Origin of the sequence: Curtobacterium sp. 9128, from assembly GCF_007673775.1 — a bacterium.
Taxonomy (GTDB): domain Bacteria; phylum Actinomycetota; class Actinomycetes; order Actinomycetales; family Microbacteriaceae; genus Curtobacterium.
Genome location: NZ_VEAF01000009.1, coordinates 91,519 through 112,081, shown reverse-complemented (window position 1 = coordinate 112,081; position 20,563 = coordinate 91,519). Strand labels below are relative to the sequence as shown.

The window sequence follows — 20,563 nt, the reverse complement described above, 5'->3', positions numbered from 1 at the left end:
GGAGAACTCAGGAGAGCGGGCGGAACTCCACACCCTCGAGCGACTCGGTGTCCGCACCGACGGTCGCGAACGAGCCGAAGCCCTGCGCGGCCAGGCCGGCGAGGAGGTTCTTCGTGTTCTTGGTCCGCTTCTCGAGGCGCACGCGCTGGTGCCGGTCGAGCGCCTCGGCCTTGAGCGCTGCCAGGCGGACCGGGTCGACGTCCCTGTCGTAGACGAGCACGACCGCGTCCGACTCGGCGGACTCCGGCAGGGTGACGAGGTCGACGAGCCGCTCGAAGCCGAGCGAGAAGCCGACGGCGGGGACGTCCTGCCCGAGGAACCGGCCGATCATGCCGTCGTAGCGCCCACCGCCGCCGAGGCTGTACCCGAAGTCGGGGTGGGCCACCTCGAAGATCGTGCCCGTGTAGTAGCCCATGCCGCGCACGAGGGTCGGGTCGAACCGGAGGTCCACGCCGGGCAGGGCCTCGCGCAACCGGAGCAGGTCGGCGAATGCGTCCTGGTCGAGCCACGCCGAATCCCGGACGCTGTCCCAGTCGGCGCGCTCGAGTGCACCGATGGTCGACGCCAGGTCCGGCAGGTCGAGCCCGAGCACCTCGCCGAGTTCGCGGGCCACACCGTCGGCACCGATCTTGTCGAGCTTGTCGATCGTGATGAGGGCGCGGTCGGCGGCAGCGGGGTCGGTGACGCCCCACGACGCCAGCAGCGCGACGAGGATGCGGCGGTCGTTGATGCGGATCGACGTCCCCGTCACGCCGAGGGCGTCGAGCGCGGCCGTCGTCGCGGTGATGAGCTCGATCTCGGCGAGCTGCCCCGGCTCACCGAGCACGTCGATGTCGCACTGCACGAACTGCCGGTAGCGGCCCTTCTGCGGGCGCTCAGCTCGCCACACCGGGGCGATCTGCACGGCACGGAAGACCGTGGGAAGCTCGGCTCGGTGTGTGGCGTAGAAGCGCGCGAGCGGGACGGTGAGGTCGAACCGGAGCCCGAGGTCGGCGAGGTCGAGCGGGGCCTCGGCGCTGCGGAGGTCCTCAACGGAGAGGCCACGTCGGAGCACCCCGAAGGCGAGCTTCTCGTTGTCGCCACCGAGGCCGGAGTGGAGCCGCTCGGCGTCCTCGACCACGGGGGTCTCGATCTCGTCGAAGCCGTGCCGGGCGTAGACCCCCCGGATCACCCCGAGGACGTGCTCGCGACGAGCCTTGTCCGCGGGGAGGAAGTCACGCATGCCACGGGGTGCCGTCACGGTCGTCGCCATGGCTCAATCCTGTCAGATCGAGGATCGGACTTGCGGAGCAGCCGATCTACCCATATTCTAGATCCAGAACCTCGGTCCGACGGGTGCCTGATCCACCCGACGGGCCGTTCGCGGGGGCACCGTGCTGCAGAGTGCCCCGCGGTTCGAGCGGGCGTCCCTGCCGGCGTGACCACCCCTGGGTGCGCCGTCTGCCCGCTCTGCGGGCGTCCTCGTTTTTCGGGTTACGAGGACGCCCGCTCTCTCATGTCCGGTCGCCCGGCCCGCGCTCGGCCCCCGTCGCTCAGGGGGCTGCGCGGCCCGCAGCAGCTCGGTCGTCGTGTGCTCGGTCCTCGACAGCCCTCCCGGCGGACTCGAGCCGAGCGACCGCCGCGCGGAGACCCGCGACCGGATCGATCCCGTCAGCGAGTGCCCCGGCGACCGAGCCGAGGACGGCGAGTCCCCACGCCGTCTCGGGGTCCGTCGTGTCGGAGCCCGCTCGCGCCCCCGGCGCTGCCGCCGACCCCGTGACGGACGCGACCACCGTGTCGGCGTCGCCCCGTTCCTCCAGACGTTCGAGCAGCTTCACGGCGCGCTCCAGCGGCGGCATCGCACGCGGTACCCCGTCGAACACGCTGGTGCGGTCCGCCTTCTCGGCGGCCTTGGCCGCACGCCACACCCGGACGACGTCCTCGACGGTGTCCGCGTGCTCGTCGCCGAAGACGTGCGGGTGCCGTCGCACCATCTTGTCGCGCACCCCGGCGGCGACGTCCTCCAGGGCGAACCGCCCGTCGCGCTCGGCGATCCCGGCATGGAGCACGACCTGGTAGAGCACGTCCCCGAGCTCCTCGCGGAGGTCGTCGTCGTCCCCGTCCTCGACGGCGTCGACGAGCTCGTACGACTCCTCCACCGCGTAGCGCGCGAGCGTCCGGTGGGTCTGTTCCCGGTTCCAGACGCAGCCGCCCTCGGGTGCGAGCAGACGGTCGACGACGGCACTGAGGTCCTGCATGGCGCTCATGTCGCACATGGTCGCACGGCAGCACTCCGGTACCATGGTCGAGGCGTGTCGGGAAGTCTGGTCGACGACCTGTTCCCCGACCCCTCACGGAGATCCATGCCGGCATTCGTCCGTTCCCCCCGTTTCAGCGCCGTCGCCCTCCTGGCTGCCGCGGTCCTCGGCCTCGTCCTCGCGAACACCGCGATCGGTCCCGGCCTCGAGCACGTGCTCGACGCGCACTCGCCGTGGGGTGCCGTCGGGCTCGACCTGTCCGTGGCGCACTGGATCAGTGACGGGCTCCTCGCGGTGTTCTTCCTGCTCGTCGCCATCGAGCTCAAGCACGAGCTCGTCGCCGGGGAGCTGTCGAACCCGAAGACCGCGGTCGTGCCCGCCGTCGCCGCGGTCGGCGGTGTCGTCGTCCCGGCCGGGATCTACCTCGCCGTGACTGCGGGGACGCAGTACACCCACGGCTGGCCGATCCCGACGGCGACCGACATCGCGTTCGCGCTGGGGGTGCTCGCCGTGTTCGGCCGCGGCCTGCCGTCGACGCTGCGGGTGTTCCTGCTGGCGCTCGCGGTGCTCGACGACCTGATCGCCATCGTCATCATCGCGGTGGTGTTCGCCCACGACACCGACTTCCTGGCGCTCGGCGGGGCCGTCGTCCTGCTGGTCCTCTTCTGGCTGCTCGGTCGGATGCTGCGTCCAGGGCGTACCGGGCAGACGACGATCATCGTTGCGATGGTGGTCGTCGGCCTGCTGGTGTGGTGGCTCGTCCTGCAGTCGGGCGTGCACGCGACCATCGCGGGCGTCGCGCTCGGCCTGGTGCTCCCCCGGCGTCCGGGGCACACCCTGCACGGCAACGTCGAACCGTGGTCGAACGCGATCGTGCTGCCCGTCTTCGCCTTCGCGTCAGCGGCGGTCGTGGTCCCGGCCGTCGGCATCGGCGAGCTCTCCCCCACGTTCTGGGCCGTCGTGCTGGCGCTCCCGGTCGGCAAGGTCGTCGGGATCACCCTGTTCGGCGCTGCGGCGACGCGGGTCTTCCGCGGGCAGGGGCGGCCGTCACTGTCGTTCTCGTCGATCGTCACGGTCGGGGTACTCGGCGGCATCGGGTTCACCGTGTCGCTGCTCATGAACGAGCTGGCGTTCGCCGGGAGCGGGGAGGTGGTCGACGAGGGCGTCCTCGCCGTGCTCGTCGGGTCGGGCATCGCGATGGTGGCCTCGGCCGTGGTCGTGAGCGTCAAGGCACGTCGGCACCGTGCGCGTCGTGCGCTGTCGGAGGCGGAGTAGGCGGAGTAGGCGGGGGGCGCGAGCCGGGTCGGGCCCCGGGTCGGTTCGGGTCGTGCGTGCGGGGTCGAGGGCGGTCGACTCAGAACGACACGGTCGACGTCGCACGACAGCGACGATGTCGCTCCTTGCACGCGCAACGACCCGCCGCCGCCCGAGTCGACTCCGAACGACACGGTCGATGTCGTACGACAGCGACGTCGTCGTTCGGGGTCGACCGGGCAGCGGGGGCCCGGCAGCGCGGGCAGCGGGCAGCGCGGCAGCGCGGGCAGCGCGGCAGCGCGGGCAGCGCGGCAGCGCAGCCCGCGCAGCGCCCGCCCCGTCAGACCGCGGGCGCCTCCGCGGGCGTCGTCGCGCCGTACACCGCGGTGAGGATGCTCTCCACCCACTGGATCAGCGCGTCGTCGGGCAGTGCCTCGCCGTGGGGCCGCGGCATCGGGATGCTCGACGCGTTCTGCTGCGGGAACCACCGTGCCCCGGGGAACATCCGCTTCAGCCGCACCTGCGACGAGTCCGCGAGCTCCTTGCCCGCGACCCGCAGGTTCGACCCCATGACGACGACGTCCGACAGCCCGACCTGCTGGGCCATCCGGCGGAGCCTGGAGACCTCGACGAGTGTCTGCACGGCCTGCGGCGGCTGCCCGTAGCGGTCGGTGAGCTCCTCGATCACCATGTCGATCGCGTCGTGCTGCGCCGTGGGCGCCGAGGCCGCGGACAGCTTCTGGTAGGCCTCGAGCCGGAGCCGCTCGGACTCGACGTAGTCCTCGGGGATGTGGGCGTCGACCGGGATCTCCAGCCGGAGCTCGGTCTGCCCCTCGGCGACGTCCCCGCGGAACTGCGACACGGCCTCGCCGATCATGCGGAGGTACAGGTCGAAGCCGACCCCGGCGATGTGGCCGGACTGCTCGCCGCCGAGCAGGTTGCCCGCGCCGCGGATCTCGAGGTCCTTCATCGCGACCTGCATGCCCGCGCCGAGCTCGTTGTTCGCCGCGATGGTCTCGAGGCGGTCCTGCGCGGTCTCGGACAGGGGCTTGTCGGCGTCGTAGAGGAAGTAGGCGTACCCGCGTTCCCGTCCGCGTCCGACACGGCCGCGGAGCTGGTGCAGCTGCGAGAGCCCGTACTTGTCGGCCCGGTCGATGATGAGCGTGTTCGCGTTCGCGATGTCGAGACCGGTCTCGATGATGGTCGTCGACACGAGCACGTCGAAGCGGCGTTCCCAGAAGTCGACCATGACCTGCTCGAGGGTCTGTTCCGACATCTGCCCGTGCGCGACGGCGATACGGGCGTCCGGGACGATCTCGGCCAGGTGTGCCGCGACCGACTGGATGTCCTTCACCCGGTTGTGCACGTAGAACACCTGACCCTCGCGGAGCATCTCGCGCCGGATGGCCGCGGCGACCTGCAGGTCCGACTGCGGCCCGACGAACGTCAGGATGGGGTGCCGGTCCTCCGGCGGGGTGGCGAGCGTGGACATCTCCCGGATGCCCGTGACGGCCATCTCGAGCGAGCGCGGGATCGGCGTCGCGGACATCGCCAGGACGTCCACGTTGGTCTTGAGCTTCTTCAGCTGGTCCTTGTGCTCGACGCCGAAGCGCTGTTCCTCGTCGATGATCACCAGACCGACGTCCTTGAACTGCACGCCCTGCGACAGGATCCGGTGGGTGCCGATGACGATGTCGACGGTGCCGTCGGCGAGGCCCGCCATCGTCTCCTTCGACTCCTTCTCGGTCTGGAACCGGCTGAGCGCGCGGAGGTGCACCGGGAACCCGGCGAAGCGTTCCTGGAACGTCTCCATGTGCTGGCGGACCAGGAGGGTCGTGGGGACGAGCATCGCGACCTGCTTGCCGTCCTGCACGGCCTTGAACGCGGCGCGGATCGCGACCTCGGTCTTGCCGTAGCCGACGTCGCCGGAGAGCAGACGGTCCATCGGGATCGGGCGCTCCATGTCGCGCTTGATCTCGTCGATGGTGGTCAGCTGGTCGGCGGTCTCGGCGAACGGGAACGCCTCTTCGAGCTCGCGCTGCCACGGGGTGTCCGGGCCGAACGCATGCCCCTTCGACGCCATGCGCGCGGAGTACAGCTTCACGAGGTCGACGGCGATGTCGCGGACGGCCTTGCGTGCCTTCGACTTCGCCGACGCCCAGTCCGAGCCGCCCATCTTCGACAGGGTCGGCGACTCGCCGCCGACGTAGCGGGAGAGCTGGTCGAGCTGGTCGGTCGGCACGAAGAGCTTGTCGCCGGGGTAGCCGCGCTTCGACGGCGCGTACTCGAGCACGAGGTACTCGCGCTGCGTCTTGACGGCGTTGCGCCCGCCGCTGGACACCTCGCGCGAGACGAGCTCGACGAACTTGCCGATGCCGTGCGTGGCGTGCACGACGACGTCGCCCGGCTTCAGCTGCAGCGGGTCGACGACGTTCTTCCGCCGACTCGCGAGCTTCTTGACGGTGCGGGCACCCTGCTGCGCGGTCCGTCCGTAGAACTCGGCCTCGGACAGCACCGCGATGCGGGGGTCCGGGATCGAGAAGCCGTTCTCGACGGCGGCGGTCGTGACGATGGCGACGCCGGGCTGCGGCGGCGCGGTGACGGCCTCGGCGCGGGCGGCGACACCGGCGTCGGCGAGGACCTGCACGGCACGCTCGACGAGCCCCTGCCCCTGCGCGGTGACGACGACGGCCCAACCGTCCTCGGTGAGGGCCTTGACGTGGGCGACGGCCCCGTCGGCACTGCCGGCGAAGCTCGGCACGGCGTCGGCGCGGACGCGGACGTACTCCCCCGCCTCGGCCGCGGCGTCGGCGTCGCTGAGCGGCTCGTCGGCGCCGCTGTCGAACGGGGAGATCGTCCACCAGGTGCGCTGCCCGCGGGTCTGCTTCAGCTGCGGCACGGTGAGGAAGTTGCCGGCGTCGAGGTCGATCGGGGCCTGGGCACCGGCGACGGCGGCACTCCATGCGGCCTGCAGGAACTCCTGGTTCGTCTCGGCCAGGCTGTGCGCGCGGGCGGTGACCCGCTCGGGCGAGAACACCGCGATCGTCGCGTCGTCCGGCAGGTACGTGGTCATCGGCACGAGTTCCGGCACGAGCGCCGGCGCCAGGGACTCCATGCCCTCGACCGGGATGCCCTCGGCGACCTTGGCGAGCATCTGCGACAGGTTCGGGAACTCGTGGAGCATCTCGCGGGCACGCTGTCGGACGTCCTCGCTCAGCAGCAGCTCGCGCGACGCGGTGAGCTCCACCGCACCGAGGTCGTCCTCGGTCGTGCGCTGGTCGGCGACGGAGAAGGCCTTGATCGCCTCGATCTCGTCGCCGAAGAAGTCGACCCGCACCGGGTGGTCGGCGGTCGGCGGGAAGACGTCGAGGATGCCACCGCGGACGGCGAACTCCCCGCGGCGGGTGACGAGGTCGACCCGGGCGTACGCGAGGTCGACGAGCTGTGCGGCGATGGCGGCGAGGTCGTTGCCGCGCGAGTCCGTGCGGAGCACGATCGGTTCGAGTGACGTCAGGTTGCCGGCGATCGGCTGCAGGGCCGCCCGCACGCTCGCGACGACGACGGTGGTGGCGCGGTCGGCGGCCGGAGCGGCCTGCCACTGCTGCAGCGCCCGGAGCGTCGCGATGCGGGTACCGACGGTCTGGGCACTCGGCGACAGGCGCTCGTGCGGCAGGGTCTCCCACGCCGGGAACTCGAGCACCCGGGCATCCGGCAGGTAGCTCGTCAGGGCACCGCGCACCGCCTCGGCTTCACGACCGGTGGCGGTGATCACCAGGACGCACTGCGCACCCTTCCGCTCCGCCATCAGGGCGGCGAGCAGCGGGACGCGCAGGCCGTCCACGACGGAGAAGTCGGCGTCGCGCGGGGCCGCGCGCAGGACGCGATCGAACGCGGAGGCGCGCGAGAGCGCAGGGATGATGCCCGAGATCGTCACTCAGGACATGGTACCGGCGACGCCCGACACCCACCGGGATGTGCGCGGGCTGCGAACACCGGGACAGCGGGCGACGAACACCGGGACAGCGGGCCGCGAACGGCGCAGCCCGTGGACACGACCCCGTCAGGAGGGCGCGTGCACCCGCTGCTGCGCGGCGAGCAGCCCGAGGTCCGCGATCGCCTCGACCGCGTCGGCGGCGTCGGCGAGCAGGTTCGGCAGGGTCTTCTTCTCGGTCGGCGAGAAGTCGCGCAGCACGTAGTCGGCCGGGTCCTGGCGTCCGGGCGGGCGGCCGATGCCGACGCGCACCCGGGCGAACTCGTGCGTGCCGGTGGCCTTGATGATGTCGCGCAGCCCGTTGTGACCGCCGTGACCGCCGTTGCCCTTGAGCCGGATCGTGTCGAACGGCAGGTCGAGTTCGTCGTGCACGACGACGAGGTCGGCGGGGGTCGCGCTGTAGAAGCCGAGGACCGAGGAGACCGGTCCGCCGGAGGTGTTCATGAACGACCCCGGCTTGGCGAGCACCAGGCGGGGCCCCCCCGGCACCAGGCGCCCCTCGGCGACCTGGTTCGGGGTCTTGTGCTTCTTGAACGCCGCGCCCATGCGGGCGGCGAGTTCGTCGAGGACCATCTGGCCGACGTTGTGACGGTTCCCCGCGTAGTCGGGCCCGGGGTTCCCGAGCCCGACCACGACGAGGAGACGATCCGCCATCAGCGTCGACCAGACGTCCGCGACCAGGTGTTACTCGGAGACCGGCTCGGAGCCGCCCTCGGCACCGGCTTCGGCGCCCGCCTCGGCCGAGGCCTCGTCGGCGGCGTCGTCGTCGGCGGTGCCACGCGGGGTGACGATCGACACGACGAGGGTGTCGCCTTCGGTCTCGAGCTCGGCGCCGGCCGGCAGCTCGATGTCGCTCGCGCGGATCTGCGCGCCGTCCTCGAGGCCCTCGACGCTCACGACGACGTGCTCGGGGATGTCGGTCGCCTCGACCAGGAGCGACAGGGTCGACTCGTCCTGGACGTGGATGGTGCCGGAGAAGGACTCGCCCTCGACGACGACGGGCACGGAGACCGTGACCTTCTCGCCGCGGCGCACGACCACGAGGTCGATGTGCTCGATGACCTGGCGCACCGGGTCACGCTGGACGTCCTTGACGAGGACGAGCTGCGCGGCACCGTCGATGTCGAGGTCGACGATCGCGTTCGCGTGACGGACGAGCAGCATCGTCTCGTGGCCGGGCAGCGTGACGTGCTGCGGCTCGGTGCCGTGGCCGTAGACGACCGCCGGGATCTTGTCGTTCGCACGGATCTTGCGGGCAGCGCCCTTGCCGAACTTGGTGCGGAGCTCCGCCTGGAGCTTGGTGTGGTCGGCCATGGTGCCTCCTGGTCTCGGGGACGACACCGGTTCGCCGGCGTCGTGGGGTCTGTGGTGTTGCAACTCGAACGCGTGCACGCGTGAGGAACGCTCCCAGAGTGTGGCCGGGTTCTCCCACTGCGTCGATCACGGCCGCGCATGCGCGGCCCTCGCCGAAGTCGTGCACAACTCTACCAGCACCTGTCCGGGCGTGTCGCCACCGATCCGGACGTCGCGCAGACGGACGGGAGGCCCGTGGCGGGGTCGCCACGGGCCTCCCGTCCGTCACTGGACCGGTCAGTGTCCGGCGGCCACGGCCTCCTCCGGCACCTTCAGGAAGCTCAGGACCACGAAGGCGGCGACGTACAGGCCGACGAAGGTCCAGACCACCCCACCGGCGCCGCCCCACGGCAGCACGACGCTGACGACGGCGTTGCCGAGGAAGGTCGCCCCGCCGGCCGCCGTGGCGTACATCGCCATCGCGGCGCCGCGACGCTCCTCGCCGGCGAAGGCGGGGACGATCGCGCCCATCGGCGTGAAGCCGGCGAGCATGATGCCGAACAGGGTGCCGGCGGCGGTGGCGAGCCAGAAGCCCCACTCGGAGCCGGCAGGCACGAGGTGCGGGACGTACCACCAGGCGAGCAGGCCGATCGCCGAGGCACCGATGCCGAACCACTTCACGGTGCGGATCCAGCCGATGCGGTCGCCGAGCGCCCCGAAGAACGCGTTGAACAGGATGTTGCCCGCGTACACGATCACGGTCATGGTGAGCCACTTCGACTGCCCCCAACCGAGTTCGGTGCCGATGATCGCGGGCATGATCACGAACATGCCGAACTCCGGCGCGGTGTTCACGAGCCGGATGAGCACGGCGAGCAGGACCTTCGGTCGGCGGATGCAGACCTCGATGCCGCTGGCGATCACCCGCGCTGCGGAGTGCTCCCGCGGGGCGATGCGCCCGAGGCCGGTGCGCTCGTGCACACCGAACCGGACGACCGCCCAGCCGGCCACGACGAAGAGCAGCGACAGCGCCATCGACCGGGTCTCCCCGAGCTGGCCGCCGCCGAACGCGGGGATGGTGCCGATGGCGATGAGGGACCCGAGGGTCGGCAGGCCGCCGGTGAACACGACGTAGAACCAGCCGACGGCGGTGGCGTTCCGCTCGCGGGCGACGGTGTGGTTCACCCAGCAGAGGAACGAGAACGCGAAGAGCGGGAAGCCCAGTCCGCGGAGGAAGTACGTCAGGGCGATGAGCCCCACCGACCCCGTGGGCAGTGCGGCGAGGAAGGTGATCTGGAAGACGACCCAGATCGCGGCACCGATCGTCATCACCCGGCGCGGCCCCCAGAGCTCGGAGAGGACGCCGGCGAAGTAGGACGCCACGAGGACCGCGACGCCGTAGATCCCGATCACCATCGCGGCACTGTCGGTGCCACCGGACCCGAGGGCCGCGCCGATGTGCGGGGAGATGAAGTTCGACTCGATCCCGTCGCCGGTCATGAAGACGAGGACGCCGAGGAAGCCCCAGCGGAGCGGGTGCGGGATGCCGAGGCGGGCGACGAGTCCCTCGCGGGCGGGCTCGGTGTCGGCGGTGCCGACCGGGTCCGGTGCGGTGTGTGGGGCGGGGACCCCGTTCGGTGGGGTGAGGGTGGTGCTGTGGTTCCGGTTGACGTCCGACATGCGTCGTCTCTCCTGAAAGCGGGCCCCCGGAGTGCTCGACCCGGCATCGCGGCATGTCTCCGGGGTGCGCCGCGCACCGGTCCCGACGTGCCTGCGCTGTGGCTGCGGGCGTCGTCGGAGGTCGGCGATGATGCGAGTCCTGTACCCGGGTCCGCACCGTGCTGCTGTGGGGCGCGTGCCCGGCGGGCCATCGCCGGCCCGAAGCATGGTGCCCGAGATTAGACCGCTCCAACGACATCCGTCAAGAACGACAACTGTTGTGTAACGATCCGGACTGGAGGCGCGGTTCGATCCTGCGACGAGCGGTGCGTCCGCGTGCGCCGCACCGGACGGGAGGCGCGATGCGCGTCCTGCACCGAGCCTGGCGTCCATGGTCAGCGCGCCGGGCGCGGGGCGCTCCCCCCACGGCAGCTCCCCACGCCGGCGCGGGTCGGTGGCGGCGCGCCGGGTGTCCGCGGCCGCCGTCGCTCACGCGACGCCGTCGGGCGCCGCCGGCGCGAGGCGCGCGATCGTGGCGTCGAGGCGGGCGTCCAGCTGCGGCTGCCGGGTCGAGCCCCGCCGGAGCGCAGCGGCGTCGGACGCGGTGACGTGCAGCAGGCGCTGCCACTCCGCGTCGTAGAGCGCAGCGCGGTACCCCGAGGACTCCTGGCAGGCGACGTCGCGCTCGGCGACGGCGACCTCGCGCTTGCTGATCTCCTCCTGCAGCACGACCACCGCGGAACCGTCGTGCCCGAGGACGCGCATCGACGTCGTCGGCATCCCCTCCGGGGCATCCGGCAGGTCGGTCACGCCGGCGGGCCGCATGCACGTGCGCCACTTCGCCGCGGCGCGCACCACGGACTCGTCCGAGCGAGCGTCGACCGCGGCGAGGTGGGTCAGGCGCTGGGCGAGGTCGGACGCGGTCTGCTCGGCTCCGCTCTCGCCCGACCCGAGTGCCTTCCGGGCGTCGTGCCAGCACCGGTCCACCGCCGCCTGCTGCGAGGGCGACAGCGCCGCGAACGCCGCGTTCCGGTCCGGGTCGAACGCCCAGGCACGCATCCCCTCACGGTTGGCTCCGTCGGTCGACGGTCCGTGGTACCCCCGGGTCTCGGCGAGCGCTGCGGTCAGCGGCCTCGTCGTCGCGAGGGCCGGCGAGGGGTTCGCCCGGGCCGCGGTGTCGCTGGCGTCGTCGTCGGCCTGGAGCCCGGCGGCGGTGGCCCACGGGGGCGGGTCGTCGATGCCGACCTCCCGCAGGCACGGTTCGACGACGAGGTCCTCCGCGTAGCTGGTCTTCGCCCCGGCGGGGACGGCGTAGGCGTCGAGCGGCATCGACCAGGCGCCCGGGTCGCGTTCGACGGTCGGTTCGATCGTGACGTCCGCGGGTTCCGGCAGCCCGTGGACGACGCCGGCGGCGAGCCCGATGACGACGAGTGCGAGTGTGCCGGTCTTCGCGGCGCGGGTGGTGATCTGCATGAGTCCCCCTGTGACCTGTGGGTTCGTGGCTCGGCGCCGGTGGATCAGGCGCGGACGAGACCGCGCTCGTGGGCGGTGATGACGACCTGGATGCGGTTGCGGAGTCCGAGCTTCATGAGCACGGCGCGGACGTGCGTCTTGACGGTGGCCTCGCTGAGGTGGATGCCCTCGGCGATCTCGGCGTTGCTGAGCCCCTTCGCGGCGAGCAGGAACACCTCGCGCTCCCGGGCGGTCAGGGCGTCGAGGACCTCGTCGCGTCGGGTGCTCTCGACGCGGATGCCCTGGGCGCGGAGGAGGTCGAGCGCCTCGGCCTCGGTCGGTGCCGGGCGGCCCTCGTGCACGTCGCGGATCGTGCCGGTGACGACGTCGGGCAGCGCGTCCTTCGTGAGGAACGCGGCAGCGCCGGCGCGCAGTGCGGCGAGCACCGCGTCGTCGTGCCGGATGGTCGTGAGGGCGACGACGCGGGGTCGGTCGTCGGCCGGCGGCTCGTCCCCGGTCCGTGCGGGTCCGGCGGCGCTCAGTCGTGCGAGGGTCTCGATGCCGTTCATCACCGGCATCCGGAGGTCGAGGAGCAGCACGTCCGGGCGCTCGGCGGCGCAGAGGTCGAGTGCCTCGGCCCCGTTGCCGGCCGTGCCGACGCAGGTCATGTCGGGTTGCGCGTCGACGAGCATCTGCATGCCGGATGCGAAGAGCCGCTGGTCGTCGACGACCGCGACGCGGATGGCGCTCACCGTGCGACCTCGAGGTCCGCCGTGGCCGGGACGGGGAGCCATCCGGTGACGACGAACTCGTGTTCCTCGTCGCCGGCTCCCGCTCGGAGCCATCCGCCGGCGAGCCGGGCACGCTCCTGCATGCCGACGATCCCCGAGCCGGTCCCGTCGAGTTCGACGAGGGGTGTCGCACCCCGTGAGGACACGACGACGCCGAGACCGGGTCCACGCCAGTCGAGGACGACCCGGGCACCGGCCGTGCGGCCCTGGTGCTTGAGGACGTTGGTCAGGCTCTCCTGCACGATGCGGTGGACGGCGCCCCCGACCTCCGGCGGGACGGCGACGGGCGTGCCGTGCTCGTCGAAGCCGGCGTCCATGCCGAGCTCGCGCATGTCCGTGACGAGCTGCGGGACGTCGGCGAGCCCGTGGTCGGCGGCCGGGCCGGCCCCCTGGATCCGCTCGACCAGTGCGCGCACGTCGCCGAGCGCCGAGCGACTCACCTCGGCGATGTCCTGCAGTGCCCGCGCCGCGTGCTCGTCGCGGACCGCGATGGCCGCAGCGCCCTGCGCCTGCGACACGACGACCGCCAGGGAGTGCGCCAGGGAGTCGTGCACGTCGCGGGCGATCCGGGCGCGTTCCTGTTCGGCGCGGAGCTCGGTCGTGGTCGTCTCGGTCCGCCGCTGCGCCTCGACCATGCGGACCCGTGCCAGACCGATCCGCCACGTGGCACCGATCGCGACGCCCACGGCCCAGGCGATCCCGCTGATGCCGACGAACGCGAGCGTGATGGTGACGAGGCTCGACCGTGTCCCGCCCGTCGACCCGACCCAGTTCGCCCAGACGTCCTGGTCGGCTGCCGTCGGGACGACCATCGCCCACGCCGCGGCCGCACTCGCCACGCCGATCGCCGGGATCGCGAGCCAGCGGAGGAGGTCCGACCGTCCCGCTCCGACGATGCCGACGACGATCGCGATGGCGAGGTAGGCCGGCCAGGTGGTGTCGGTCGGGCGGTGCAGCAGCCGGAGGGCCTGCAGCAGCGGGACGACGACGACCAGCGCGAGGGCGGTCGACGGCATCCAGCTCGCCAGACCGATCGCGACCGCGAACGCCGAGACGATGATCACGTGCTCGACGAGTCCGGAACGACCCGCCTCGGCCACGATCCAGAGCACGAGGTAGACGGCACCGGCGGCGGGGGCCAGCAGGTGCCGGAACCGGCGGAGGGTGGAGGTCATGACGCCGAGCGTAGGGGGACGCTCGTCGCCGCAGCGAGCGGTCGGGCCCGTTCTCATCCGAGGTGATGAGTCCCCCGTTCGTCGACGCCGGTCGGCTCAGCGCCCGAGGGAGCGCCGGTGCTGCTGGGCCGCAGCGAGGACCTCGCGGGCGCGGTCGCTCGCGGTCTCGGCGTCGTCGCGGACCCGTTCGAGACGTTCGAGGTGCGCGGTCGCGTCCTCGAGGTCCGTGGCGGCGCGCTCGAGCTCCGCCCGCAGCCGCTCGACCGTGTGCTGACGGTCGGCACGGCGCTCCTCCGCGGCCTCGAGCTCCGACGTCGCAGCGTCGAGGGCGGCGTCCGCATCGCGGGACTCGGTCCGCGCCGTCGTCTCCGCCTGGCGCGCGGCCCGGCGAGCGGCAGGCGGGTCGGCGGCGGGGGCCGGTTCGGAGTCCGCCTGGTCGGCGGCCGTGGCCGGATCGGCGGCGGTCCGATCGGCGGCGGTCGGGTCGGGCCGGGAGGCTCGGCTCGGCTTCCGGGGTCGTCGCGCCCGTTCGATGGGGATCGGCGGCGCGTCGCTGCCGGACCACGCGTCGGGTACCGCGTCCTGGACGGCGAGGGCACCGTCGAGGTCGACGTCGTCGAAGCCGGCGCTCTCGAGGGGCCGGACGAGGAGCCCGGAGCGGGCGGCGGCACCCGCGTGCGGATCCGCCATCGCCGCCTCGATCGTCGCGCGGACCTGGTCGAGCACGGTCGGCGTCACGGGGTGGCCGGCGTCCTCGGCGAGGGCGGCCCCGGCCTGCACGAGCGCACGGACGACACTCGACCGTCGTCGCCGGAGGGTCGCGATCTCCCGCGGGTCGGCGTCCGCCTGCGCCTGCCGGAGTGCCGGACCCATCTCGACCGCCTCGTCGAGTGCGCCGTCGTGGGCGAGGAGGTCGACCACCCACGCTGCCGGTGCCGGCTTCCGGATCGCTCCGATCGCGGTGGCGAGCTCGCGGTCGTCCTCCCGACGCTCCCGCTGCCGCGCGGTGCGCTCCCGGACGAAGTCAACCGGCGGCTGCAGCAGCAGGGCGCGGGCGTCGTCGGCGAGCGTGTCGATGTCCACGCTCGCCGACGCTACCCGCGCACCCGTCGCGTCACGCCGGTGTCACCAGTCGTGGACGGTGCCGTCGGCAAGGCGGTTGAACGGCAGGTAGGCCTGCTCGTACGGGTACTTGCCCGCCTCGTCGACGTCGAGCGTCACGCCGAGGCCCGGCTCGTCCCCCGGGTGCAGGTACCCGTCGGTGAACGTGAACGTCTGCCGGAACACCTGGTTCGTGCGGGCGCCGTGCTGCATGTACTCCTGGATGCCGAAGTTGTGGATGGCGAGCCCGAGGTGCATCTGCGCGGCGAGGCCCACCGGCGAGATGTCGGTCGGCCCGTGGAAGCCGGACTTGATCTGGTACATCGCCGCGTAGTCCATCGTCTTCTTCAGCGGTGTGACCCCGCCCATGTGGGTGACGGCTCCGCGGACGTAGTCGATCAGCTGGTCGCGGATGATGTCCTTGAAGTCCCAGATGGTGTTGAAGACCTCGCCGATCGCGAGCGGGGTCGTGGTGTGCTGACGGACGAGCTTCAGCGCCTCCTGGTTCTCGGCCGGGGTGCAGTCCTCGAGCCAGAACAGGTCGTACGGTTCGAGGCTCTTGCCGAGCTTGGCCGCCTGCAGGGGCGTCATCCGGTGGTGTCCGTCGTGCAGCAGGGGGAGCTCCGGCCCGAACTCGTTCCGGACGGCCTCGAACACCGTCGGCACGTGCCGCAGGTACGCCCGGGTGTCCCAGTCCTCCATCGCCGGGAACGCCCCCCGCTGCGCCGGCTCGAAGTCGTACCGGACGCCGGCGTTGCCCTCGGTGGTCCGGTTCGACGCGATGCCGTAGATGGACTCGAGTCCGGGGACGCCGGTCTGCACGCGGATCGACCGGTAGCCCTCGTCCTGGTGCGCCCGGATCGAGTCGAACAGCTCCGGCAGCTCCTTGCCGGAGGCGTGCCCGTACGCCATCAGCCCCGTCCGGGAGGCGCCGCCGAGCAGCTGGTACAGCGGCATCCCGGCGACCTTGGCCTTGACGTCCCAGAGCGCCATGTCGACGGCCGCGATCGCGGCCATCGTCACCGGGCCACGACGCCAGTAGGACGAGCGGTACAGGAACTGCCAGGCGTCCTCGATGCGACTGGCGTCCCGGCCGACCAGCAGCGGCACGACGTGCTCGGCGAGGTACGCGGCGACGGCGAGCTCCCGCCCGTTCAGGGTGGCGTCGCCGAGGCCGGTCACGCCGTCGGCGGTCGTGATCTTCAGCGTGACGAAGTTCCGGTCGGGGCTCGTCACGATGACCTCGGCGCGGTCGATCAGCTGCCCGCGGTCGGCGCTCGCCCAGGTGTCGGGTCGCCCGCTGGTGGCTCCGTCTGCGCCACGGTCGTCCGTCGCGCCGGGGACGGGCGCCGCCGGGTTCGTCGTGGCGGTCTGGTCGTCGGTCATGCTGGTACTCCTTCGGGGGAACGGCTGCGGGCCGCTCGGATGCGTTCGGCCGCGGCCGTGACGGCTGCGACCACCGGGGTGGTGTCGAGGTCGGGGGCGATCACGGCGAGGACGTCGTGCACGTCCGAGCCTGCTCCCGGTGCGCCCTGGTCGTGCACGAGGTCCGGCTGGGTGCTGACGTGCAACCACCACGCGGCGATCAGGGTCGCGGCACCGGGGCCGATCCCGGCGTCCGGGTCCCGCGCCAGACGCCGTCGGAGCACGTCGACCACGCGCACGGGCAGCTTCTCGGAGCCGCCCGCGGCGATCTGCACGAGCGTGTGACGGATGCGCGGGTTCGCGAAGCGCTCCACCAGCGCCGCCCGGGCCGCGGTGACCTCGGCCCCGGGCAGCGGCAGCTCGGTCGCGGCTTCGTCCCAGAGCTGCTCGACGGCGGCGCGGCACACCGGGTCGGCCATCGCGTCGGCGACGGTCGCGTACCCGAGCTGGAGCCCGAGGTACGCGAGCAGGGAGTGCGCCCCGTTGAGCAGCCAGAGCTTCCGCTGCTCGTACGGGGTGACGTCGTCGACGATGCGGACGCCGGCACTGGCCCAGTCCGGGCGGTCGATGCCGTCGAAGCGGTCCTCGACGACCCACTCGGCGAAGGGCTCGGTGACGACGGGCACGCGGTCCCCGGGGAGCGCCCCGTCGAGGTCGGCGAGCGCCGCGACGTCGGCGTCGGTCGTGGCCGGGGTGATGCGGTCGACCATCGAGCTCGGGAACGCCACGTGGTCGGCGATCCAGCCGCGGAGCGCGTCGTCGGCCGCGGCGTCGAGGACCGCGTCGCGCAGCACCGTGCCGTTGTGGGTGAGGTTGTCGAGGCTCAGCAGGGCGATGCGCCCCGCACCGGCGGCACGACGGGCGGCCAGCCCGGCGACGAGTCGCGCCGGCACGTCCGACCCGGCGCGGTACCCGTTCTCGGTGACGGTGAGCGTGACGATGCTCGTCGCCGGCGACGCGACCGCGGCACGGAAGGCGGCGTCGTCGCTGCCGGGGTGCGCCGCCACGATCGTGTCGATCACCGACGCGACGTCGCCGTCCGCCGCGCGGGTGACGAGCGTGTACCGGCAGTCCTGCGCCGACAGGGCGTCGGCGACCGCGGGCGACCTGCCGGTGAACGCGGTGATCCCCCACGGCTCGCCGTCCGAGCGCTGGGTGTACCACGCGAGGTGGGCACGCGCGAACGCCCCCACCCCGACGTGGACGATGCCGGCGCGGCGACCGGTCATGCGGACACCGGGACGAGCGAGCGGAGGTAGGCCAGGTTGTCCGCCGTGCGGGCCTCGAGCGGGAGGTCGGTGGAGAAGTCCTCGATGGTGACCCAGCCGTCGTACCCGTGGGTCCGGAGGGCGTCGAAGTAGTCGGACACCGAGGCCTGACCGGTACGGAGCGGCGCCCACACGTTCTGCCAGATCGCGCTGCCGTCGGCACGGGTGTCGCCGGTGTCGACCCAGCGGGCGTTCTTCACGTGCACGTGCGCCAGGTACGGGCCGAGGAGCTCGAAGGCGGCGAGGTGGTCCTCGTGTCCCTCGATCACGAGGTTGCCGAGGTCGTGGATGACGCCGACGTGCTCGGGGTCGAGCCCGTCGACGAGGCGGAGCGCTGCCGAGGCGGACGGCGTGATCGTCATGTGGTGGAGCTCGACGAGCGCCTTCACGCCGAGCTCGGTCGCCCGGGAGACGGCCCACTCCAGGTCGGCCCGGGTGCGGTCGAACAGCTCGGGGTAGGTCTCGCCCGTACGGTCCCGCTCCTGCCGGTAGTTCGGCATCGCGACCCGGACCTGCCGAGCCCCGAGCTCGCTCGTGACGCGGAGCATCGTGTCGACGCCGTCGTGGTCCGCCGCCTGCTGGTAGCCGCCGATGCCGGAGTACTCCAGCCCGGCCTGGTCGGTGACCCGGGCGATGTCCCCGACGCGGTCCTGGATGCCGGTGAACTGCCACGTCGAGCGGTTGCCGACCCAGAACGACCGGTCGGCGGGCACGGTGGTGCCCTCGGTCGGCAGGTCGTCGACGACACGCCACTCGATGCCGTCCCAGCCCTGCTCCGCGAGCGTGGTCGCGGCCTGCTCCGGGGTCCAGTCGGGGGTGGACGCGGTGAACACGGAGAACTTCATCGGGTGGCTCCTCCTGCTGCGGCGACGACCGGCACGACGTCGTCGTACCGGCCCTCGATGACGTCGTCGATCCGGACGGGTTGCCCGAGCGTGGCGCTGATGTAGAGGCCGCGGACGGTGGCGAGCGACACCAGGGCGGCGTCGACGGTGACCCCCGGCTCACGGCCGTCGCGGATGGCGGCGACGACGTCCGCGTACTGGCGACCGTGGCCGGCGAGGAAGTGCTCCGGCTCCTGCGGGCCGCCGACCACGTGCTCGGGGGCGACCACCTCGGACTTCTGGTCGACGGCGTCGGCGACGGCGGTGGTGTTCGCCGTGGTGGACGCGGACTCGAGCGTCGCCGCGTCGGGCGCGACGTGGAAGTACGCGAGCCGGTCGTCGTCGACGATCGCGGAGCCGTGCGTGCCGTAGACGGCGTAGCGGGCCGACAGCCCCGGGTACGCGGCGGTGGTGCAGTGGATGACGCCGAGCGCGCCGGTGTCGAACCGGACGGTCGCGACGGCGGTGTCCTCGACCTCGATCCGGTCGTGTGCCAGGAGACCGATCTGGGCGGAGATCTCGACCGGACGGCCGAGTGTCCACACGAGCAGGTCGACCGTGTGCACGCCCTGGTTCATCACCGCGCCGCCGCCGTCGAGCTCCCAGGTGCCGCGCCAGTCACCGGAGTCGTAGTAGCCCTGTGAGCGGTACCACGCGACGCTCGCCACGCCGGAGGTGACGCGACCGAACCGGCCGTCGTGCGCCGCGGACGCGACGGCCTGGGACGCCGGGTCGAACCGGTGCTGGCTGATGACGCTGACGACGAGCCCGCGCTCGCGGGCGTCGGCGGCGAGCCGGGCGATCTCGCGGGCCCTCGGCATCGTCGTGTCGAGGGGCTTCTCGATCACGACGTGCTTGCCCGCGGTGAGCGCTGCCCGTGCCAGGTCCACGTGCATGCCGGACGGCGAGCAGATGGCGACGACGTCGACGTCGGTCTGGGCGATGGCCTGCTCGATGGTCTCCGTGGTCAACGGCCGCGGCGCACCCGACGACTCGATCTCGTCGGCCGCGCTCGTGGCCGCGGCGGGGACGGCGTCGACGAGCGCGACGACGTCGAGGTCCGGGTTCGCGAGGGCGACCCGGGCGTGGTGGCGCCCGATCACGCCGGCGCCGACGACTGCCAGCTTCAGTGGGGTGGTCATCGCAGGGTGACTCCGATCTGGTCGGTGAGGCTCCGGAGGGCTCGTCCGGCGCGGCCGAACGCGGCGGGCCCGGAGAACCCGCCGAGGGAGGTGAAGTCGCTGAGGTGCGGTTCGAGGGAGGCGTACCCGGAGTACCCTGCGTCGCGCAGGGCCGTGAGCGTGCGCAGGAGTTCGCCGTCGCCCTCGCCCGCGGGCACGACGGAGTGGTCGGCCGCCAGGGCGTCCTTGACCTGCAGGTAGTCGACGTAGGGCGCGAGCTGCGCCCAGCCGTCGGTGAACGGCCGGACGCCGCACTGCACGTAGTTCGCGTTGTCCCAGGCGAGCCGGAGCGCCGGTGAAGCGACGCTCTCGACGATGTCGAGCACCCGGGACGGCACGTCGCCGTAGATGTCCTTCTCGTTCTCGTGCAGCAGCGTCACGCCCTCGCGCTCGGCGAGGTCGGCGAGCTCCCGCATCCGGACCAGCACGTCGTCGCGGACGGCGTCGGGGGTACGCCCTTCGAAGTAGAAGGAGAAGATCCGGATGTTCGTCGTGCCGAGTGCGTGCGCCGCGGCGATCGCCCGGCCCAGTCGCTCCACCTCGTGCTCGACGGGTTCGTCCACGGACACCTTGCCGATCGGCGAGGCGATCGCGGAGACGGTCTGGCCGCGCTCCTGGAACAGCCGGTGGAGCCCGGCGAGCTGGTCCTCGTCGAGGTCGACGACGTTCACCCCCCACGCGCTCCGGACCTCGATCGCACTCGCGCCGAGCGCCTGGAGGACCGCGACCTGGATCGCGGGGTCGGCGTCGATCTCGTCGCCGAAGCCGCTGAGCTCCCAACTGGGCTGTGCGGACGTGGGCTGGGTCATCTCGTTCCCTTCATGGTGACCAGGGTGACCGACGCGGCGGACG

At 72.4% G+C, this 20,563-nt stretch carries 16 protein-coding genes; 1 reads left to right on the top strand and 15 read right to left on the bottom strand.

Annotated features, from left to right (window positions below):
• Positions 1–7 precede the first annotated feature (7 nt).
• Together hisS and FS641_RS17555 are read right to left on the bottom strand one after the other, a co-directional pair.
• Positions 8–1,252, bottom strand: coding sequence for a histidine--tRNA ligase (hisS, locus tag FS641_RS17560; protein ID WP_144766224.1), 1,245 nt, complete (start codon positions 1,250–1,252; stop codon positions 8–10).
• Positions 1,253–1,532: 280 nt separating this feature from the next.
• Positions 1,533–2,246 carry a MazG family protein gene (locus FS641_RS17555; RefSeq protein WP_260855917.1) on the bottom strand — a complete coding sequence of 238 codons (714 nt, stop codon included), beginning with the start codon at positions 2,244–2,246 and terminating at the stop codon, positions 1,533–1,535.
• A gap of 96 nt (positions 2,247–2,342) precedes the next feature.
• Between FS641_RS17555 and nhaA the strand changes: the two genes are divergently transcribed.
• Positions 2,343–3,512 carry a Na+/H+ antiporter NhaA gene (gene nhaA / locus FS641_RS17550; protein WP_144766301.1) on the top strand — a complete coding sequence of 390 codons (1,170 nt, stop codon included), beginning with the start codon at positions 2,343–2,345 and terminating at the stop codon, positions 3,510–3,512.
• A gap of 319 nt (positions 3,513–3,831) precedes the next feature.
• On the opposite strand, the gene mfd is transcribed toward nhaA, so the two are convergent.
• The 13 genes from mfd to FS641_RS17485 all read right to left on the bottom strand — a co-directional run bounded on the left by mfd (position 3,832) and on the right by FS641_RS17485 (position 20,520).
• Positions 3,832–7,425: a transcription-repair coupling factor gene (gene mfd, locus FS641_RS17545; RefSeq protein WP_144766222.1), complete on the bottom strand. Its 3,594-nt coding sequence runs from the start codon at positions 7,423–7,425 to the stop codon at positions 3,832–3,834.
• 126 nt (positions 7,426–7,551) lie between these two features.
• The gene (pth, locus tag FS641_RS17540; RefSeq protein WP_144766221.1) at positions 7,552–8,136 is read right to left on the bottom strand and encodes an aminoacyl-tRNA hydrolase; all 585 of its coding nucleotides are present in this window, start codon (positions 8,134–8,136) and stop codon (positions 7,552–7,554) included.
• A 30-nt stretch (positions 8,137–8,166) separates the two neighbouring features.
• Entirely contained in the window at positions 8,167–8,796 is a 630-nt protein-coding gene (locus tag FS641_RS17535; protein WP_144766220.1) for a 50S ribosomal protein L25/general stress protein Ctc, read from the bottom strand.
• A gap of 276 nt (positions 8,797–9,072) precedes the next feature.
• Positions 9,073–10,455 (bottom strand): RbtT/DalT/CsbX family MFS transporter, encoded by a 1,383-nt coding sequence (locus FS641_RS17530; RefSeq protein ID WP_144766218.1) that lies wholly within the window; start codon positions 10,453–10,455, stop codon positions 9,073–9,075.
• A gap of 468 nt (positions 10,456–10,923) precedes the next feature.
• Positions 10,924–11,907 (bottom strand): hypothetical protein, encoded by a 984-nt coding sequence (locus FS641_RS17525; protein WP_144766216.1) that lies wholly within the window; start codon positions 11,905–11,907, stop codon positions 10,924–10,926.
• Between the two features lie 44 nt (positions 11,908–11,951).
• Positions 11,952–12,638, bottom strand: a complete 687-nt coding sequence (locus FS641_RS17520) for a response regulator transcription factor (protein WP_260855916.1) — start codon at positions 12,636–12,638, stop codon at positions 11,952–11,954.
• Complete coding sequence (locus FS641_RS17515; protein WP_144766212.1) at positions 12,635–13,852, bottom strand: sensor histidine kinase; 1,218 nt, start codon at positions 13,850–13,852, stop codon at positions 12,635–12,637. The genes FS641_RS17520 and FS641_RS17515 overlap by 4 nt, the downstream gene beginning before the upstream one ends.
• A gap of 96 nt (positions 13,853–13,948) precedes the next feature.
• A complete protein-coding gene (locus FS641_RS17510) occupies positions 13,949–14,935 on the bottom strand; it encodes a hypothetical protein (protein WP_144766210.1) in 987 nt (328 codons plus the stop codon).
• A gap of 42 nt (positions 14,936–14,977) precedes the next feature.
• Positions 14,978–16,339 carry a D-mannonate dehydratase ManD gene (gene manD / locus FS641_RS17505; RefSeq protein WP_260855915.1) on the bottom strand — a complete coding sequence of 454 codons (1,362 nt, stop codon included), beginning with the start codon at positions 16,337–16,339 and terminating at the stop codon, positions 14,978–14,980.
• The gene (locus tag FS641_RS17500; protein ID WP_144766208.1) at positions 16,336–17,607 is read right to left on the bottom strand and encodes a mannitol dehydrogenase family protein; all 1,272 of its coding nucleotides are present in this window, start codon (positions 17,605–17,607) and stop codon (positions 16,336–16,338) included. Before FS641_RS17500 ends, manD begins: the two co-directional genes overlap by 4 nt.
• Positions 17,604–18,491 carry a sugar phosphate isomerase/epimerase gene (locus FS641_RS17495; RefSeq protein WP_144766206.1) on the bottom strand — a complete coding sequence of 296 codons (888 nt, stop codon included), beginning with the start codon at positions 18,489–18,491 and terminating at the stop codon, positions 17,604–17,606. The genes FS641_RS17500 and FS641_RS17495 overlap by 4 nt, the downstream gene beginning before the upstream one ends.
• Positions 18,488–19,672, bottom strand: coding sequence for a Gfo/Idh/MocA family protein (locus FS641_RS17490; RefSeq protein ID WP_144766204.1), 1,185 nt, complete (start codon positions 19,670–19,672; stop codon positions 18,488–18,490). The genes FS641_RS17495 and FS641_RS17490 overlap by 4 nt, the downstream gene beginning before the upstream one ends.
• Positions 19,669–20,520, bottom strand: coding sequence for a sugar phosphate isomerase/epimerase (locus FS641_RS17485; RefSeq protein ID WP_144766202.1), 852 nt, complete (start codon positions 20,518–20,520; stop codon positions 19,669–19,671). Before FS641_RS17485 ends, FS641_RS17490 begins: the two co-directional genes overlap by 4 nt.
• Positions 20,521–20,563 lie beyond the last annotated feature (43 nt).